At 43.7% G+C, this 15593-nt stretch carries 17 protein-coding genes and 1 tRNA gene; 1 reads left to right on the top strand and 17 read right to left on the bottom strand.

The annotated features are described in order from the left end of the window. Nucleotides 1-76: 76 nt before the first annotated feature. The 16 genes from RP262_RS03770 to RP262_RS03845 form a co-directional block, all read right to left on the bottom strand. Complete coding sequence (locus RP262_RS03770) at nt 77-994, bottom strand: TDT family transporter (RefSeq protein WP_009659049.1); 918 nt, start codon at nt 992-994, stop codon at nt 77-79. A gap of 72 nt (nt 995-1066) precedes the next feature. Then, complete coding sequence (locus tag RP262_RS03775; protein ID WP_049540993.1) at nt 1067-2131, bottom strand: acyl-CoA dehydrogenase family protein; 1065 nt, start codon at nt 2129-2131, stop codon at nt 1067-1069. Between the two features lie 18 nt (nt 2132-2149). Further along, nucleotides 2150-2698 carry a carboxymuconolactone decarboxylase family protein gene (locus tag RP262_RS03780; RefSeq protein ID WP_009659051.1) on the bottom strand — a complete coding sequence of 183 codons (549 nt, stop codon included), beginning with the start codon at nt 2696-2698 and terminating at the stop codon, nt 2150-2152. Between the two features lie 199 nt (nt 2699-2897). Further along, nucleotides 2898-3668: an acetyl-CoA carboxylase carboxyl transferase subunit alpha gene (locus RP262_RS03785; RefSeq protein WP_009659018.1), complete on the bottom strand. Its 771-nt coding sequence runs from the start codon at nt 3666-3668 to the stop codon at nt 2898-2900. After that, a complete protein-coding gene (gene accD / locus RP262_RS03790; RefSeq protein WP_002901174.1) occupies nt 3665-4528 on the bottom strand; it encodes an acetyl-CoA carboxylase, carboxyltransferase subunit beta in 864 nt (287 codons plus the stop codon). Before accD ends, RP262_RS03785 begins: the two co-directional genes overlap by 4 nt. A 99-nt stretch (nt 4529-4627) precedes the next feature. Further along, nucleotides 4628-5995, bottom strand: a complete 1368-nt coding sequence (locus tag RP262_RS03795) for an acetyl-CoA carboxylase biotin carboxylase subunit (RefSeq protein ID WP_049540997.1) — start codon at nt 5993-5995, stop codon at nt 4628-4630. 18 nt (nt 5996-6013) lie between these two features. Continuing rightward, a complete protein-coding gene (fabZ, locus tag RP262_RS03800) occupies nt 6014-6436 on the bottom strand; it encodes a 3-hydroxyacyl-ACP dehydratase FabZ (RefSeq protein WP_002896886.1) in 423 nt (140 codons plus the stop codon). Further along, nucleotides 6433-6921, bottom strand: a complete 489-nt coding sequence (gene accB, locus RP262_RS03805) for an acetyl-CoA carboxylase biotin carboxyl carrier protein (protein ID WP_311154368.1) — start codon at nt 6919-6921, stop codon at nt 6433-6435. Before accB ends, fabZ begins: the two co-directional genes overlap by 4 nt. 6 nt (nt 6922-6927) lie before the next feature. Further along, nucleotides 6928-8160, bottom strand: coding sequence for a beta-ketoacyl-ACP synthase II (fabF, locus tag RP262_RS03810; RefSeq protein ID WP_223312567.1), 1233 nt, complete (start codon nt 8158-8160; stop codon nt 6928-6930). 64 nt (nt 8161-8224) lie between these two features. After that, on the bottom strand, nt 8225-8959 hold the full coding sequence (gene fabG / locus RP262_RS03815) for a 3-oxoacyl-[acyl-carrier-protein] reductase (protein WP_002922206.1): 735 nt from the start codon (nt 8957-8959) through the stop codon (nt 8225-8227). Between the two features lie 12 nt (nt 8960-8971). Next, nucleotides 8972-9892, bottom strand: a complete 921-nt coding sequence (gene fabD / locus RP262_RS03820) for an ACP S-malonyltransferase (RefSeq protein WP_311154369.1) — start codon at nt 9890-9892, stop codon at nt 8972-8974. Further along, nucleotides 9885-10859, bottom strand: a complete 975-nt coding sequence (fabK, locus tag RP262_RS03825; RefSeq protein WP_002896881.1) for an enoyl-[acyl-carrier-protein] reductase FabK — start codon at nt 10857-10859, stop codon at nt 9885-9887. Before fabK ends, fabD begins: the two co-directional genes overlap by 8 nt. Nucleotides 10860-10995: 136 nt before the next feature. Continuing rightward, entirely contained in the window at nt 10996-11220 is a 225-nt protein-coding gene (locus RP262_RS03830) for an acyl carrier protein (protein WP_002893611.1), read from the bottom strand. Nucleotides 11221-11275: 55 nt separating this feature from the next. Further along, nucleotides 11276-12250: a beta-ketoacyl-ACP synthase III gene (locus RP262_RS03835; protein WP_311154370.1), complete on the bottom strand. Its 975-nt coding sequence runs from the start codon at nt 12248-12250 to the stop codon at nt 11276-11278. Further along, a complete protein-coding gene (locus tag RP262_RS03840; protein ID WP_002901186.1) occupies nt 12250-12684 on the bottom strand; it encodes a MarR family winged helix-turn-helix transcriptional regulator in 435 nt (144 codons plus the stop codon). Before RP262_RS03840 ends, RP262_RS03835 begins: the two co-directional genes overlap by 1 nt. 141 nt (nt 12685-12825) lie before the next feature. Next, nucleotides 12826-13617 carry an enoyl-CoA hydratase gene (locus RP262_RS03845; protein WP_311154371.1) on the bottom strand — a complete coding sequence of 264 codons (792 nt, stop codon included), beginning with the start codon at nt 13615-13617 and terminating at the stop codon, nt 12826-12828. A gap of 250 nt (nt 13618-13867) precedes the next feature. Between RP262_RS03845 and RP262_RS03850 the strand changes: the two genes are divergently transcribed. Further along, nucleotides 13868-15232: an aspartate kinase gene (locus tag RP262_RS03850; RefSeq protein WP_311154372.1), complete on the top strand. Its 1365-nt coding sequence runs from the start codon at nt 13868-13870 to the stop codon at nt 15230-15232. Nucleotides 15233-15461: 229 nt separating this feature from the next. Here RP262_RS03850 and RP262_RS03855 read toward each other — a convergent pair. Further along, nucleotides 15462-15535, bottom strand: a tRNA-Asn gene (locus tag RP262_RS03855). Between the last annotated feature and the right edge of the window lie 58 nt (nt 15536-15593).

A 15593-nucleotide genomic window follows, 5' to 3' on the forward strand; every position in this document is an offset into this window, starting at 1 on the left:
ACAAAGACTTATTTTGCTAAAATTAAAAAATCCGAGATCAACTCAGAGAAAATCAAAAACAGATTTTCAAAGAGTATCATCTCGGATTTTTTGTTATCTTTCTAGCTCGCAATGAGACTGTATAGTAAAAACAAACATAGAGGACGATTGCGAAAGCTAGCAGAGCTTCTGCATGACTTAGCCAAACAAGCCAGGTCCAACCTAGATAATCAAGTCCCAGTTTCAGGGCAAAAGCTGTATTGACAAGAGGAAAGGTCAAGGCTGACCAGCTAAGCTGAGGCCCCAGTCGGAAAATGCGAGGTAAAAGACATAGGACCAAGAGATAAAAGGCCTGCGATAAGAGGAGCAGCAAGGCAACAAACCAACCTTCAGCATCAGAACCAGCCAGACGGATATAACTTCCCAGCAGGAGCGAGAAAGGCGCACAGTAAATGGCCCACTGTGGCTTTAAAGTATCTGGCAGCCTTTGTGTCCGCCTAACCTTGTAAAACAAGGGATAGAGAAGCAAACTCAGTAGCAGAGCAAAAAACCAAGCCAAATAGCCCAAAAGCGGCTGATGAACTACACCCTGAGTCAAGCTTGCCATGGCTAATCCAACATATAGGACCGTCCAGCTCGGGGTTAAAGATAATCCTTCGGCCTTAAACACATTCTTCCAAGTAAAGATAACTATTAGAAAAACATGCAGCAGCAAGGCCATGTACCAAAGCAACTGACTCACCCAAAATAAGCCAAGCTTGCTTAGGTAAGCAGCTAAGAGCATACTAGCCATAGGATAAGTCGCAAAGCTCGATAAGAAAGGGGCCTTTTGCAAATCCTGTCGATAGTACGAAAATGACAGCACTAAAGCCAGTGTCAGATAAAGCCAAAGTATCAAAGCCAGACCATTCAAGAAGTGGAAAAAGATAGAATGGTAGTTCAGTAAAAGATTAGCTAAACCAAATAGGCCAAGAATCAACCCGGATAAGAGAATGGGCGGTCGTTTGCTGTTCACGATGCAACTCCTTTATAGTAATGTCTTGAAGTCCCTTTTCAATGACAATCAAACGTTTGTTTGCTATCATTTCTATGAAACTTCTAAAATATGCCGTAGCTGGACTGCACTCGGTGAGACAATGGGAAGAAAAGCTCCTTCGTTCCAACGGCGAATAAAGCCAGAAGTCGAATTACTCAAATATCCTCTGCCTCCACTAGCCTGCAGCTCTAAGAGCAGACTTTGGGCCACCACATCAACTATATCAATTCGCAGCTGGAAGAGCTCCTTAGGACGCTCAACAAAATAACCAGGCTGAAGAAGACCTCTATAGAGCTGATCCTGGATCGCAGTCAGAGCAGCCACTTGCTCCTCCCACTCCTCTCTCAAAATAGAGCGGACTGACAGATTAGCTTCGACCTCCGCCAGCGATTTCTCCGCTAGGCCAAGAGCCAGACCAAACTGATAACCTAGAAAAGCTGGGCGATTTTCTGCCAAAAAGGTCTGGGCATCTCGAGCGAGAATCCATTTCTCTTGCAAAGGCACATGGTTAAAGGTCAGGGCAGCTGTATTTCCCCCTTGCAAGGATACAAACTCTAAATCCGCTGAACGGGAGAAATTCTCTGCGTCAGACGGCACAGCCAGAACCAGAGGCTGGCGGCTCCCGTCTTCGAAACCGGCAACAAATATACTGAGGAAGCGATCCGCTCGAGCATTGGTTACCCAAGGCAGACGCCCCTTGAGATAAAGCTGCCCGTCTTCCTCCACAATAGAGACATTTAACTCCTCTAGGTCCGACAGGAATTTGACAGCATTGGACAGGGCTGTCGCACCTGCATATTCCCCTGACAGGAGCCCTTCCAAATAGTGGTCTCTAAAGTAGGGATTAGGAGATTTTAAAATGTTATCAATAAAGGTCCTTTGTCCCCAAGAGATAAAGGAAGCGGTCAAGGAATGGTGAGCCAGCTCCTTGAGCACTTCAATCACATCCGTATCATTGCCACCTCGGCCTCCCAGCTCTTCTGGAACGCCAACCCTAAAGGCTCCTTCAGCGGCGATACGCTCAATCAGTTGGTTACCCGCTGCACAGGATTCTTTGTCAATTTGGTCAGCGTGATTATCCAACCAGTTGATAAACTCTTCTGAAAAAAATGTCATTTGCCACCTCCTCAAAGACTAAGCATAAGGTTGCAATTCCGGATTAATTGGCGTGTTGGCCAAATTATTGGCATAATTGCAAAGGGTCGCAAGGCTGACACCCAGAACTACATCTAGAGCATTCTCATGTGTATAGCCTGCTTCTAGGAAGTCTGCCAAAGCCTCGTCTCCGACCCGTCCCTTAGTATTAATGACAGCAATGGTAAATTTAGCAAGCGTATCTAGCTTCGGATCTGTATCAATCGGAGTACGATTGCGCAGAGCCTCCAAAAGATCATCATTCATTTGAATCTGTTTGATTGAAAAGGCTGTATGACCCGCCACACAGAAAGCACAGCCATTGGTAACTGCAGCCGTAATCTGCACTACTTCACGCTCAGTCGGTGTCAGACTGTTACGGCGATTGATGGCTCCAACCGTCCGATACGTTTCCAAGGCAGTTGGTGCATTGGCCAAAAGACCGATAAGATTGGGAATGTAGCCACCATTATCTTTTTGAACAGTTTCCAGGACTTCTTTTACCTCAGCTGGTGCGGACTCAATCGTGTGGATAGTAAATTCTGACATATGAAACCTCATTTCTTTTAATTAGAAACTATCTTAACATAGGATCAATGGCTTGTATAATATATATTTTATATAAGTCCTATAAAGAGAATATAATGCGATTTTTCAAACTAAAATATATTTCCCTCGTGAGGTAGCTCCACATCAATTCCAAATAAGAATCCGAAACGAGAAAAAGAAGCCTTCTGGCTTCGATTTTTTAATATCTCCTGAATCGCTGGTAGCGATTTTCCAATAATTGCTCCAAAGGAAGCTGAGACAGACTATCCAACTCCGTTGCGATTTCTTCTTTCACTGCAGCCAGTAATTCATGGTTGTTAAATCCTCTTTCAGGAATAACCTTATCCACCACTTCCATCTGCAAGAGCTCGTGTGAAGTAATTTTCATCAGCTCTGCCGCTTCCATAGCGCGGCTGCCGTCTTTCCAGAGGATAGAAGCAAAGCCTTCTGGACTGAGAACTGCATACATAGAGTTTTCCAGCATCCAGACCTTGTCTGCTACAGCTAAAGCCAAAGCCCCACCAGAGCCACCTTCACCAATGATGATGGCAATAATCGGTACTTTGAGATTGCTCATTTCCATCAAGTTACGGGCAATGGCTTCCCCTTGACCGCGCTCCTCAGCACCGACACCAGGGTAGGCACCAGCCGTATTGATGAAAGTTACCACAGGACGGCCAAATTTTTCCGCCTGCTTCATGAGGCGCAGGGCCTTACGGTAGCCTTCCGGATGTGGCTGTCCAAAGTTTCGGCGCAGATTGTCCTGCAAATTGCGTCCCTTTTGAATACCGACCACCGTTACAGGCTGACCGTTTAGCGTCCCGATACCTCCAATCACCGCACCGTCATCTCGAAAAGAGCGATCTCCATGCAGCTCAACGAAGTTATCAAAAATTCCTTGTGCAAAATCCAGCGCAGTCAAACGAGCCTGATCACGCGCTTCTTTAATAATCCGAGTGATTTTTGTCATGCTTGACCTCCATGGAATGCTAATAAGGTAGCAAGTGTATCTCTCATGTCCCCACGCTTGACGATGGCATCTACAAAACCATGCTCCATGAGAAATTCAGCCTTTTGAAAATCATCTGGCAGCTTCTCACGAACCGTGGATTCAATAACCCGACGCCCCGCAAATCCAACCAGAGCCTGTGTTTCAGCCAGAATAATATCACCTTCCATTGCGAAAGAGGCTGTAACACCACCAGTCGTCGGATCTGTCAAGACGGTCAGATAGAAGAGACCTGCTGCAGAGTGCCGCTGAACAGCCGCAGAGACCTTAGCCATCTGCATCAAGCTCATAATGCCCTCCTGCATGCGGGCACCGCCAGAAGCCGTAAACAGAACGACCGGCAATTTATGCTCTGTTGCATACTCAAAGAGACGGGTAATCTTTTCACCCACAACTGTCCCCATAGAAGCCATGATAAAGTTTGAATCCATGATTCCAAGAGCCGTTTTATGCCCCTTGATACTAGCTGTTCCAGTCAGAACCGCCTCATCTAAGCCTGTCTTCTCTCGGGTAAGAGCCAATTTTTCTTGATAATTAGGGAAGTTCAGAGGATCCTTGGTTTCAATTCCAGTGAACATCTCCTCAAAACTATTCTCATCTACGGTTAGGTTTAAGCGCTCATGAGCAGAAATACGGAAATTATAGCCACAGTTAGGACACACACTGTCATTTCCAAGATCTTTTTGGTAAATGGTATGCTTACAACCTGGGCATTTCGAAAAGAGTTCGTCTGGTACCTCAGGCTTTGCTTGAGGCTTTTCCCGACTCGCTCGATTAGGATTGATACGGATATATTTATCCTTCTTTGAAAACAAAGCCATCGTTTACGTCTTCTCCTTTTCAAGATTTTATACTCAGGCACATCAAACTGCAAGAGCCACTGTCTTTCGAGTTTACAGAGCAGCTCTTACATGTCGTATCTATTGTTTCTCTTGATAAGCCGGAAGGAACTTCTCCATGAGAAAGGCTGTGTCATAATCACCAGCAATTACATTAGAATCTGAGATTAAGTCCAGTTGGAAGCCACTATTGGTCACAACACCGTCAATTTCTAGTTCATAGAGTGCACGTTGCATCTTCATCAGAGCATCAAATCGGTTTTCCCCGTGAACAATTATCTTCGCAATCATGCTGTCGTAGTAAGGGGGGATGGTATAGCCAGGATAGACGGCTGAATCCACGCGCAGACCCACTCCACCGCTTGGCAGATAAACATTTGAAATCTTACCTGGACTCGGCGCAAAGTTAAAGGCTGGATTTTCAGCATTAATCCGACACTCAATCGCATGCCCTCGGATTTCAACATCATCCTGACTGAAGGACAGCTTCTGACCGTTTGCAATCTTAATCTGCTCTTTTACAATATCCACACCGGTAACAAACTCGGTCACTGGATGCTCAACCTGCACCCGAGTGTTCATCTCCATAAAGTAGAATTCACCCTTGGCTTCATCAAGCAGAAACTCAATTGTACCAGCATTTTCATAGCCGACAGACTGAGCAGCCCGAACAGCTGCTTCACCAATCTGCTGACGCAGGGTTTTCCCAATCGCCACAGATGGACTTTCTTCCAGCACCTTCTGATTATTACGCTGCAAAGAGCAATCCCGCTCGCCCAAGTGGACGACATGCCCCTGCTGATCTGCCAAAATCTGCACTTCAATATGGCGCGCTGGATAGATGACTCGCTCCATATACATAGCACCATTACCAAAGGCCGCTTTGGCTTCGCTAGATGCAGACTCAAAGGCCGCTACTAAATCCTCAGCCTTCTCAACCTTACGAATTCCCTTGCCGCCGCCGCCAGCAGAAGCTTTAAGCATGACTGGATAACCAATCTTTTCAGCGACTTCCAAAGCTTCTTCAGAGGTATGAACTTCTCCATCAGAACCTGGGATAACCGGCACTTTCGCCTTAATCATTTGAGCCCGAGCATTAATCTTGTCGCCCATCAAGTCCATCACAGCACCTGAAGGTCCAATAAACTTAATGCCGACTTCTTCGCACATGGTCGCAAATTTAGAGTTTTCGCTCAAAAAACCAAAACCAGGATGAATGGCTTCTGTACCTGTCAGAACAGCAGCAGACAGGACAGCGTTCATATTCAGATAAGAATCTGTAGACTTGGCTGGGCCGATGCAGACAGCCTCATCAGCCAGTAAGGTATGGAGTGCTTCCTTGTCAGCCGTTGAATAGACAGCTACCGTATCAATTCCCAACTCGCGGGCTGCACGAATAATTCTGACCGCAATTTCCCCACGGTTAGCAATTAAAATTTTACGAAACATGGTGAAAGCTCCTTTTATCTACTGGCCAATCGCAAAGGTCAAGGTACCACTGGCTGCAAGTTTCCCATCAACTTCTGCTTTCGCCTCTACAACCGCAATGGTTCCGCGACGCTTGACAAACTTAGCTGTCATAATTAGCTGATCACCTGGTACAACTTGCTTCTTGAACTTAACCTTGTCCATGCCAGCATAGAAGACCAGTTTGCCCTTATTTTCTTCTTTGGACAATTCCAGCACGCCGGCTGTTTGAGCCAGAGCTTCCATGATCAAGACACCTGGCATAACAGGATACTGAGGAAAATGCCCGTTAAAGAAAGGCTCATTGACTGTCACATTTTTCAGAGCAACAATCTCATCTTCGCTAACTTCCAAAACACGATCCACCAAAAGCATTGGGTAGCGATGCGGAAGTGCTTCTTTTATTGCATTGATATCAATCATTTGATGCGTACCAGCCCTTTCCCAAATTCAACCATTTCTTCATTCTGAACCATAATTTCTGTAACCAGACCATCTTTAGGTGCTGGAACTTCATTCATGACCTTCATTGCTTCAATAATCATCAGGGTTTGACCTTTTTTAACTTGGTCTCCAACAGATACAAAAGGCGGCTTATCTGGACCTGCTGCTAAGTAAGCCACACCAACCAAAGGGCTTTCCACAACATCACCTTCAGCAGCAGGTGCCGGAGCTTCTGAAGCTGTTTCTGGCTCTGCAGGCGGAGCTGCTTGAGGAGTTGGCTCAATCACAGGCGCACTCGCAGCCTGCAAAGGTGCAGCAATTGGAGCAGCGCTGGCTGTTGGAACTGCAGCCTGACCCTCATTCTTACTAAAAGTCAGCTCATAGCTCTGATTTTTGTAAGAAAACTCACGCAGACTAGACTGGTCAAACTGCGCCATTAAATCTTTAATTTCGTTGATATTCATAGGTTTTTAAGCCTCCCAGCGTTTAAAGGCAAGAACGGCATTGTGGCCGCCAAAGCCAAATGTATTGGAAATCGCATAAGGGATTTCCTGTTCCTTACCTTGACCGTAAATAACGTTGGCTTCAATATAGTCTGGCAGCTCTGTTGTACCAGCTGTTTTTGGCACATAGCTATGACGCATTGCTTCAATCGTCGCAATAGCCTCAACTGCGCCCGCTGCACCGAGCAGATGTCCTGTAAAGGATTTAGTAGAAGACACCGCTACATCTTTACCAAAGACAGAAACAATGGCTCCGCTTTCGCCTTTTTCGTTAGCAGGAGTTGATGTACCATGAGCATTGACATAAGCCACATCTTTTGGCTCAATTTCAGCTTCTTCAACCGCCTGTTTGATCGCCTTGATAGCTCCCAAACCTTCTGGATGCGGAGAAGTCATATGGTAAGCGTCACAAGTGTGGCCGTATCCTACTACCTCAGCCAAGATAGTAGCTCCGCGCTTCTCAGCATGTTCCAAGCTTTCCAGAACCAGCATACCAGAACCTTCACCCATGACAAAGCCGTTGCGGTCCTTGTCAAACGGAATAGAAGCGCGCTTAGGATCTTCTGTCGTAGAAAGAGCTGTCAGAGCTTGGAAACCAGCAATCGCAAATGGTGTAATAGAAGCTTCTGAACCTCCGACCAACATCACATCTTGATAACCGAATTTAATTGAGCGGAAAGCTTCACCAATCGCATCGTTTGCTGAGGCACAGGCCGTATTGACAGACTTACAGATACCATTGGCTCCAAAGCGCATCGCTACATTTCCTGCCCCCATATTTGGCAGGGCTTTTGGCAAGGTCAAAGGTTTGATACGTTTAGGACCCTTTTCATGCAAGCGAACAACCTGCTCTTCAATTTCCTGAATCCCGCCGATACCTGAGGCAACGATGACACCAAAGCGATCCTTATCCAGCGTATCTACATCTAAGTGAGCATTATTCACCGCTTCTTGAGAAGCATAAATCGCATAAAGTGTGTAATTATCATAACGATTGGTATCCTTTTTGACAAAGTATTTATCAAAAGGGAAATCCTGAATTTCCGCCGCATTGTGAACACTGTATTCACTATGATCAAATTTAGTAATTGGACCGATTCCAATATTGCCTTCTTTTAAATTATTCCAGAATTCTTCTGGAGTATTTCCGATAGGTGAAGTTAAACCGTATCCTGTTACAACAACTCGATTAAGTTTCATATTGAGCTCCTTTATTTAGATGAATCAACTGATTTTCTACTCGTTAATATTCAAAAACTGTGACTTACTGCATAGTAAAGCCGCCATCAATCGTGATGACTTGACCCGTCAGATATTCTTGACCTGCCAAGAAGAGAGCAACATCTGCAACTTCTTCTGGAGTGCCAAAACGCTTCATTGGAATGAGTGCCAGAGACGCAGCCTTTACTTTTTCTGGGAGCACATCTGTCATATCAGATGCGATAAAGCCAGGGGCAATACAGTTGACACGGATATTGCGCGCTGCTACCTCACGGGCTACTGACTTAGAAAAACCAATCAGACCGGCCTTGGAAGCTGCATAGTTTGCCTGACCGATATTTCCAGCCAAACCAACGACACTCGATAGGTTGATAATAGCACCCTGACGAGCTTTTGTCATCGGTTTCAGGACTGATTGTGTCATATTGAACGTTCCAGTCAAGTTCACTTTCAGCACCTGCTCAAAATCTTCTTCCGTCATTTTCAGCATGAGCTTATCACGGGTAATACCAGCATTATTGACCAATACATCAACAGACCCCAGAGCCGCAACAGCTTCTTCCACTATCCGCTGAGCATCCGCAGATTTAGACACATCCCCAATAACAGCTACGACTTTACCAGAATAGCCGGCAAATTCAGCCAAAATATCATCAGAAATCCCGCTTAGTCCGTTTAAGATAACATTGGCTCCGACACTGGCAAATTTATGCGCAATTGCCAGCCCAATCCCACGAGCGGACCCTGTAATTAACACATTCTTGTTTTGTAATTCCATGATGATTCCTCATTATTTTTCTAGAAGAGCATTCAAACTTTCTACATCTTCAACTTGGCGTACATCCGCAGATTTATCAATTTTCTTAATAAAACCAGACAGAACTTTGCCAGGACCAATTTCGACAAACTCAGTCACACCAGCTTCCTGCATTTTAGCAATGCTGTCATAGAAACGCACTGGCTCCATTACCTGACGAGTCAAAAGCTCTTTGACTCTCTCTTTTTCCATCACAGTTGCTTCTGTATTTCCGACTAATGGCCGTACAAAATCTGAAAACTCAACTGTTTCCAATACTTCTGCCAATCGTTGGCTGGCTGGCCTTAAAAGCGCCGTATGGAAAGGCCCGGATACATTGAGCGGGATTAAACGCTTGACACCGGCATCTTTCAAAAGCTCCACAGCTTTGTCCACCGCTGCCACTTCTCCGCCGATAACGATTTGACTAGGCGTATTATAGTTAGCTGGTGAGACTACACCAATAGCACTTGCTTCTTGACAGACCGCTTCAATGAGAGAAACTTCTGCATTTAAAACTGCGACCATTTTCCCAGAGCCAGCTGGAGCTGCCTCTTCCATGAAGCTACCCCGCTTAGCGACCAAGCCCACTGCCGTCTTAAAATCAAGAGCACCAGCAGCTACCAAGGCAGAATATTCTCCAAGTGAGAGACCTGCTACCATATCAGGCTCGATTCCCTTATCAACCAAGAGCCGATAAATAGCTACTGAAGTCGTTAAAATAGCCGGTTGCGTGTACCGAGTTTGATTGAGTTTTTCCTCATTCTGATCAATCAAAGCTCGGACATCATAGCCTAGAACTTGGCTAGCATCATTAAAAGTTGACCTCACAAGCTCATACTGATCATAAAGCTCGCGCCCCATTCCAAGGTACTGCGCTCCTTGACCGGCAAAGAGAAAGGCTCTTTTAGTCATTTCTAGTTACTCCTGCCCAACGTTTTGCTTCCTGCTGAATCTTCTCAGCAGCACCATAGTAGATATCTTTGAGGATTTCTTCGACTGTTTCTTCCTTACTGATTAAACCAGCAATTTGACCAGACATGACGGAACCATTTTCCACATCTCCGCGAACAACCGCATTAGCCAAAGCACCAGCTCCAAGATTTTCAAAAACAGTCAAATCTGGATTTTCTTGCTTGAAGGCTTCTTTTTCTGCCTTTTCGAAATCACGCGTCAGCTTATTCTTGATAGCACGAACCGCATGACCAAAATGCTGGGCAGAGATAGTTGTATCAATATCGCGAGCCTTCAAAATCATATCCTTGTAGTTCTGATGAGCATTGGATTCCTTAGCGACGACAAAGCGAGTTCCGACCTGAACGGCCTCCGCTCCTAGCATAAATCCAGCCGCAGCCCCAGAACCATCTGCAATACCACCTGCAGCAATAACCGGAATGCTAACTGCTTCTGCAACCTGACGAACCAAGGACATGGTAGTCAATTTTCCGATGTGACCACCGGCTTCCATACCTTCTGCGATGACTGCATCCGCACCGATTTTTTCCATTCGCTTAGCCAAAGCCACACTTGGCACAACAGGGATAACTGTAATCCCCGCTTCATGGAAACGAGCCATGTGCTTGCTTGGATTACCCGCACCAGTTGTTACTACTTTTACTCCCTCTTCAATGACGAGATCCACAATGTCGTCTGCAAAAGGAGAAAGAAGCATGATATTAACCCCGAAAGGACGGTCTGTTAAAGACTTAATCTTATCAATATTAGCCTTTACCACTTCTTTGGGTGCATTTCCGCCACCGATGATACCAAGACCGCCAGCTTTTGAAACCGCGCCAGCCAAGTCACCATCAGCAACCCAGGCCATCCCGCCTTGGAAAATAGGATAATCAATATTCAATAATTCTGTAATACGTGTTTGCATAATACCTTCCTTTTATCATTGCTTAAGTAATAGCTTGATCTCAAACTATCACATACTGGATGTATTTTCTTTACTTTGACAGTCAAACTATTACCTAAACAAGAGAGAATATCTTTCGATACTCTCAGTTACTTGCTTATTTAGTTTTTTCTTCTACATAAGCAACCAAATCACCAACTGTGTTCAAACCTTCTTCAGTTTCGATTTGGATGTCAAATGCATCTTCAATTTCTGAAATCACTTGGAACAAGTCCAATGAATCTGCTTCAAGATCATCGAAAGTTGACTCAAGAGTAACTTCTGATGGCTCTTTGCCAAGTTCTTCAACGATAATTTCTTGTACTTTTTCAAATACTGCCATGGATAGACTCCTTTAAAAATAAAATATTTTTTATCATGTGTTTCCACTTGATTAACTAAATTGTAACAATAAGCGTGCCCCATGTCAAACCTCCACCAAAACCTGACATCAAAATTGTCTGATTTCCGTTCAGTTTGATCAGTCCTTGCTCCACACACTCAGATAATAAAATCGGGATGCTAGCTGCGCTAGTATTGCCATATTCCATCATATTAGCTGGAAGTTTCTCCCGCGAAACACCAAGCTTCTTAGCCATTTTATCCAAAATACGGATATTGGCCTGATGAAGCAACAGAAAGTCCAAATCTTCTGCTGAAAGCTGACTGCTTTCAATGGTTTCCTTAATAGAACGAGCAACATCACGAATAGCAAAATCAAAAATAGCTCTACCGTCCATTGTCAGATAAGGCTGATTCTCACCTTTTTTAGAAAAAGGTGAAGACAAACCGATTTTTCCACAGGTCAGACTATCTCCGCGAGATCCGTCAGTAAACTGACTTTCTGCCAAAAAATGCTGTTCTGAAGCACTTTCCAACAGTACACCGCCAGCACCATCTCCAAAGAGAACCGCTGTTGAACGATCCGACCAATCTACAGTCTTAGAGAGCGTCTCACTTCCTATGACTAGACCTTTTTGATAACGGCCTGAAGAAATAAATTTTTCCCCAGTAGATAGTGCGAAGATAAAGCCACTGCAGGCTGCTGTCAAATCAAAGGCAAATGCATTCTTAGCACCGATATTTGCCTGTACTCTAGCAGCTGTTGAAGGCATTAAAGAATCCGGCGTAATGGTGGCAACAATGATAAAGTCCAGGTCCTGAGCAGAAATTCCTGACTTTTGCAGCAAATTCTCTGCTACTTTTGTAGCTAAATCACTGGTCGTTTCATCTGACGATAAATGGCGGTTTTTAATCCCAGTTCGACTTGAAATCCACTCATCACTGGTATCCATAATCTCGGCTAGATCATCATTGCTGACAATCTGACGGGGAGCATAATGAGCCACCTGGCTAATCTTAGCATAGTTCATTATTTCAAATCCTCTAGGAAACTATATAAATTTTGCAGGCCCTTTTGCATCACTTGTCTCTCTTCTGGACTCATTCCATCCACTACCTGCATGACCATGCGATTGTGGAATCGCTTGTGAAGACGATACAAAAGCCGCCCATTCTTTGTCAAATTCAGATGCACCACACGACGGTCAACTTCCGACCGACGACGCTCAATATAACCCTTACGTTCCAGATTATTCAAACTAGTCGTAACAGTCCCCAAAGTAACCATCAATTCTCGTGATATATCACTTGGAGTAGCATTTGGGGTCGTGCCGATGACATCTATCGTATGCATTTCCTTAATGGAGACGTCGTTGAAGCGACTGCTTCTTAGGCTCGATTCTTCAATAACCAAGACATTATTGAAAATAGACGTTAAGTAATCATTTACTAACTGAAAATTCAAAACCAACCCTCCTTAAGAAAATACTTTGACAATCAAATTTTATCAGATGGAAAAACAATTTGCAAGCTTTTTTGAAAATTAATTTGATTTTCAAATATTTTTGTAAACAACTTGCAAAATAAGCAACCTTGAACCAATACATTATTTACCAGTGAAGTTTGGGCGACGCTTCTCAGAATAAGCCCGAACCCCTTCTTTGAAATCCTCTGTGAAAGCCAGCGATTTCTGCAATTCCAACTCTAGTTCTGCATACTCAGACCAGCCACTGAACAGACTCTTCCAGACCATTTCTTTCATGGCTCTGTAAGAATTTAGAGAGCCACGTTTCAGCTTCTTCAGCAACTGTTCAGTTGTTTTTTCCAACTTTTCTGCTTCACAGACTTTATAAAGCAAGCCGTAATCCAGAGCTTTCTCTGCAGTCAGAGCTTCCCCAGTCATAACCAGATGGGTCGCCCGAGTCACGCCGATAGCACGAGCCAGTAAGAAAAGACCGCCAGCATCTGGCGCCAGACCAACACCGACAAAGGCCTGAATGAAGCGGGATTTTTCAGTGGTAATACAGAAATCTGCTGCAACGACCATATTAGCAGCCGCACCAGCAACAGGGCCATCGACACTCATGATAACTGGCTTAGGAAGACGTTTCATAGCAAAGGAAATATCATTCACCAGTTCGGCAATTTTCACCAAGGATTGGACGTCATCATCACTGACAGCTCTCTGCATCTCAGCCAAATCCCCGCCCACTGAAAAAACCTTACCATTCGCATTGATAACTAAAAATTTGACGGACTCATCCTTAGAAGCAAGTTCAATAGCCTCTAAAATTTCCTCACACATAGGAATATTAAAACCATTTGAAACTTCAGGACGATTGAAAGTAATCGTTGCTACCTCATCTGCTACATGATAGAGAATTCCATTAAATGTCATTTCAGCTCCATTCCCGACCCGATTTCAAATCAGCCGTTTTGTTTTATTCTTAAATAATTTGATATTCAAATTATAAACAACTTATATTTTATCATAAAATATAAAAGAAAGGAAATAAAAAATGGGAAAAATTAGATGCTCTTCAAATTTAAAGTGTAAAAGCAATATTATGGATAAAAATAGTATAAAAACAGTGTTTGAATAATTTTCAGAATTTTGTTATAATTTTTAAAATAAGATAGGAGAACCTATGAAAGTTGTAAAATTTGGCGGAAGTTCACTGGCTTCTGCGACTCAATTAGAAAAAGTTTTGAATATTGTCAAATCTGATCCTGAACGTCGATTTGTTGTGGTATCAGCACCAGGAAAACGCCACGATGACGATATCAAAGTAACCGATGCCCTGATTAAATATTACCGAGAATATATTGCAGGAAATGATGTCACACCAAACCAACAGTGGATTATCAATCGCTATGCAGATATGGTGGCAGAACTAGGTTTGAAACCAAAAGTTCTGGAGAAAATTTCCAAAAGCATCACAAGCCTTGCAACTTTGCCAATTGAAGATAATGCATTTCTTTATGATACTTTCCTTGCAGCAGGAGAAAACAACAACGCTAAATTAATTGCAGCATATTTCAGTCAAAATGGCGTTCCAGCTAGCTACGTACATCCAAGAGAAGCAGGACTCATCGTTTCCAGTGAACCTGGCAATGCAAGAATTCTTCCTTCCAGCTATGATAAGATTGAAGAACTCAACAATTCTGATGAAGTTTTAGTTATTCCTGGTTTCTTTGGTGTAACTCAAGATGGCCAAATCTGTACATTTTCTCGCGGAGGTTCTGATATCACGGGCTCTATCATTGCTGCGGGTGTCAAAGCAGATATTTATGAAAACTTCACTGATGTTGACGGAATCTTTGCTGCCCATCCCGGTATCGTTCACAAACCACATTCCATTCCTGAGCTAACCTATCGGGAAATGCGAGAATTAGCTTACGCAGGCTTTACAGTTCTCCATGATGAAGCTCTGCTTCCAGCTTACCGCGGCAAAATCCCGCTGGTTATTAAAAATACCAACAACCCAAAACATCCAGGTACTCAAATTGTCCATAAACACAGTAAGGACCATCTCCCGGTCGTTGGGATTGCTGGAGATGCAGGATTTGTCAGCATTAACATGTCCAAGTACCTGATGAACAGAGAAATCGGCTTTGGTAGACGCGTCCTTCAAATTCTAGAAGACTTGAATATTGGTTGGGAGCACATGCCTACAGGAATTGACGACCTCTCCATTATCTTACGTGAGCGCGAATTAACTCCTATCAAAGAAGAAGAAATCCTTCGACAACTTGTCCAAAAAGCAGAGGTTGATCATGCAGAAATTGAACACGACCTTTCCATTATCATGATTGTTGGCGAAAAAATGAAAAGTCATATCGGTGTAACAGCCACTGCAACCAAAGCTCTTTCCGAAAATAACATCAACATTCAAATGATGTCCCAAGGCTCAAGCGAAGTATCCATCATGTTTGTTGTTGAAAAGAATCAAGAAAAAGCTGCCATTCGTGCTTTATACAGAGCCTTCTTTGAAGTAAATACAGAATCATAAATGCAAACCTCAGAAGCATTTTTATCAAATAAACTCTAATCAAAAAAGCAGAAACCAGTCTCAGACTAACTTCTGCTTTTTTCATTCAACTATAAAGAATACAAAGTCAAACTTTAGAATACACTAAGTACTAATATAAGTTTCATAGCTCATCAATAAGACTATAGAATACCTTGTCTCCATTATATCCTATCACTAAAAATAAAAAGAGGTAAAAACCTCTTTGAAACTCCGCCAGTAGGACTCGAACCTACGACATCATGATTAACAGTCATGCGCTACTACCAACTGAGCTATGGCGGATAACTGCTAAGCGACTTCCATATCTCACAGGGGGCAACCCCCAACTACTTCCGGCGTT

This window comes from uncultured Streptococcus sp. (assembly GCF_963456385.1).
Taxonomy (GTDB): Bacteria; Bacillota; Bacilli; order Lactobacillales; family Streptococcaceae; genus Streptococcus.

What these genes read in the sequence shown, in the direction of transcription:
- RP262_RS03775 (WP_049540993.1), bottom strand. Translation starts at nt 2,131, where the DNA reads ATGACATTTTTTTCAGAAGAGTTTATCAACTGGTTGGATAATCACGCT.
- RP262_RS03780 (WP_009659051.1), bottom strand. Translation starts at nt 2,698, where the DNA reads ATGTCAGAATTTACTATCCACACGATTGAGTCCGCACCAGCTGAGGTA.
- RP262_RS03785 (WP_009659018.1), bottom strand. Translation starts at nt 3,668, where the DNA reads ATGACAAAAATCACTCGGATTATTAAAGAAGCGCGTGATCAGGCTCGT.
- accD (WP_002901174.1), bottom strand. Translation starts at nt 4,528, where the DNA reads ATGGCTTTGTTTTCAAAGAAGGATAAATATATCCGTATCAATCCTAAT.
- RP262_RS03795 (WP_049540997.1), bottom strand. Translation starts at nt 5,995, where the DNA reads ATGTTTCGTAAAATTTTAATTGCTAACCGTGGGGAAATTGCGGTCAGA.
- fabZ (WP_002896886.1), bottom strand. Translation starts at nt 6,436, where the DNA reads ATGATTGATATCAATGCAATAAAAGAAGCACTTCCGCATCGCTACCCA.
- accB (WP_311154368.1), bottom strand. Translation starts at nt 6,921, where the DNA reads ATGAATATCAACGAAATTAAAGATTTAATGGCGCAGTTTGACCAGTCT.
- fabF (WP_223312567.1), bottom strand. Translation starts at nt 8,160, where the DNA reads ATGAAACTTAATCGAGTTGTTGTAACAGGATACGGTTTAACTTCACCT.
- fabG (WP_002922206.1), bottom strand. Translation starts at nt 8,959, where the DNA reads ATGGAATTACAAAACAAGAATGTGTTAATTACAGGGTCCGCTCGTGGG.
- fabD (WP_311154369.1), bottom strand. Translation starts at nt 9,892, where the DNA reads ATGACTAAAAGAGCCTTTCTCTTTGCCGGTCAAGGAGCGCAGTACCTT.
- fabK (WP_002896881.1), bottom strand. Translation starts at nt 10,859, where the DNA reads ATGCAAACACGTATTACAGAATTATTGAATATTGATTATCCTATTTTC.
- RP262_RS03830 (WP_002893611.1), bottom strand. Translation starts at nt 11,220, where the DNA reads ATGGCAGTATTTGAAAAAGTACAAGAAATTATCGTTGAAGAACTTGGC.
- RP262_RS03835 (WP_311154370.1), bottom strand. Translation starts at nt 12,250, where the DNA reads ATGAACTATGCTAAGATTAGCCAGGTGGCTCATTATGCTCCCCGTCAG.
- RP262_RS03845 (WP_311154371.1), bottom strand. Translation starts at nt 13,617, where the DNA reads ATGACATTTAATGGAATTCTCTATCATGTAGCAGATGAGGTAGCAACG.
- RP262_RS03850 (WP_311154372.1), top strand. Translation starts at nt 13,868, where the DNA reads ATGAAAGTTGTAAAATTTGGCGGAAGTTCACTGGCTTCTGCGACTCAA.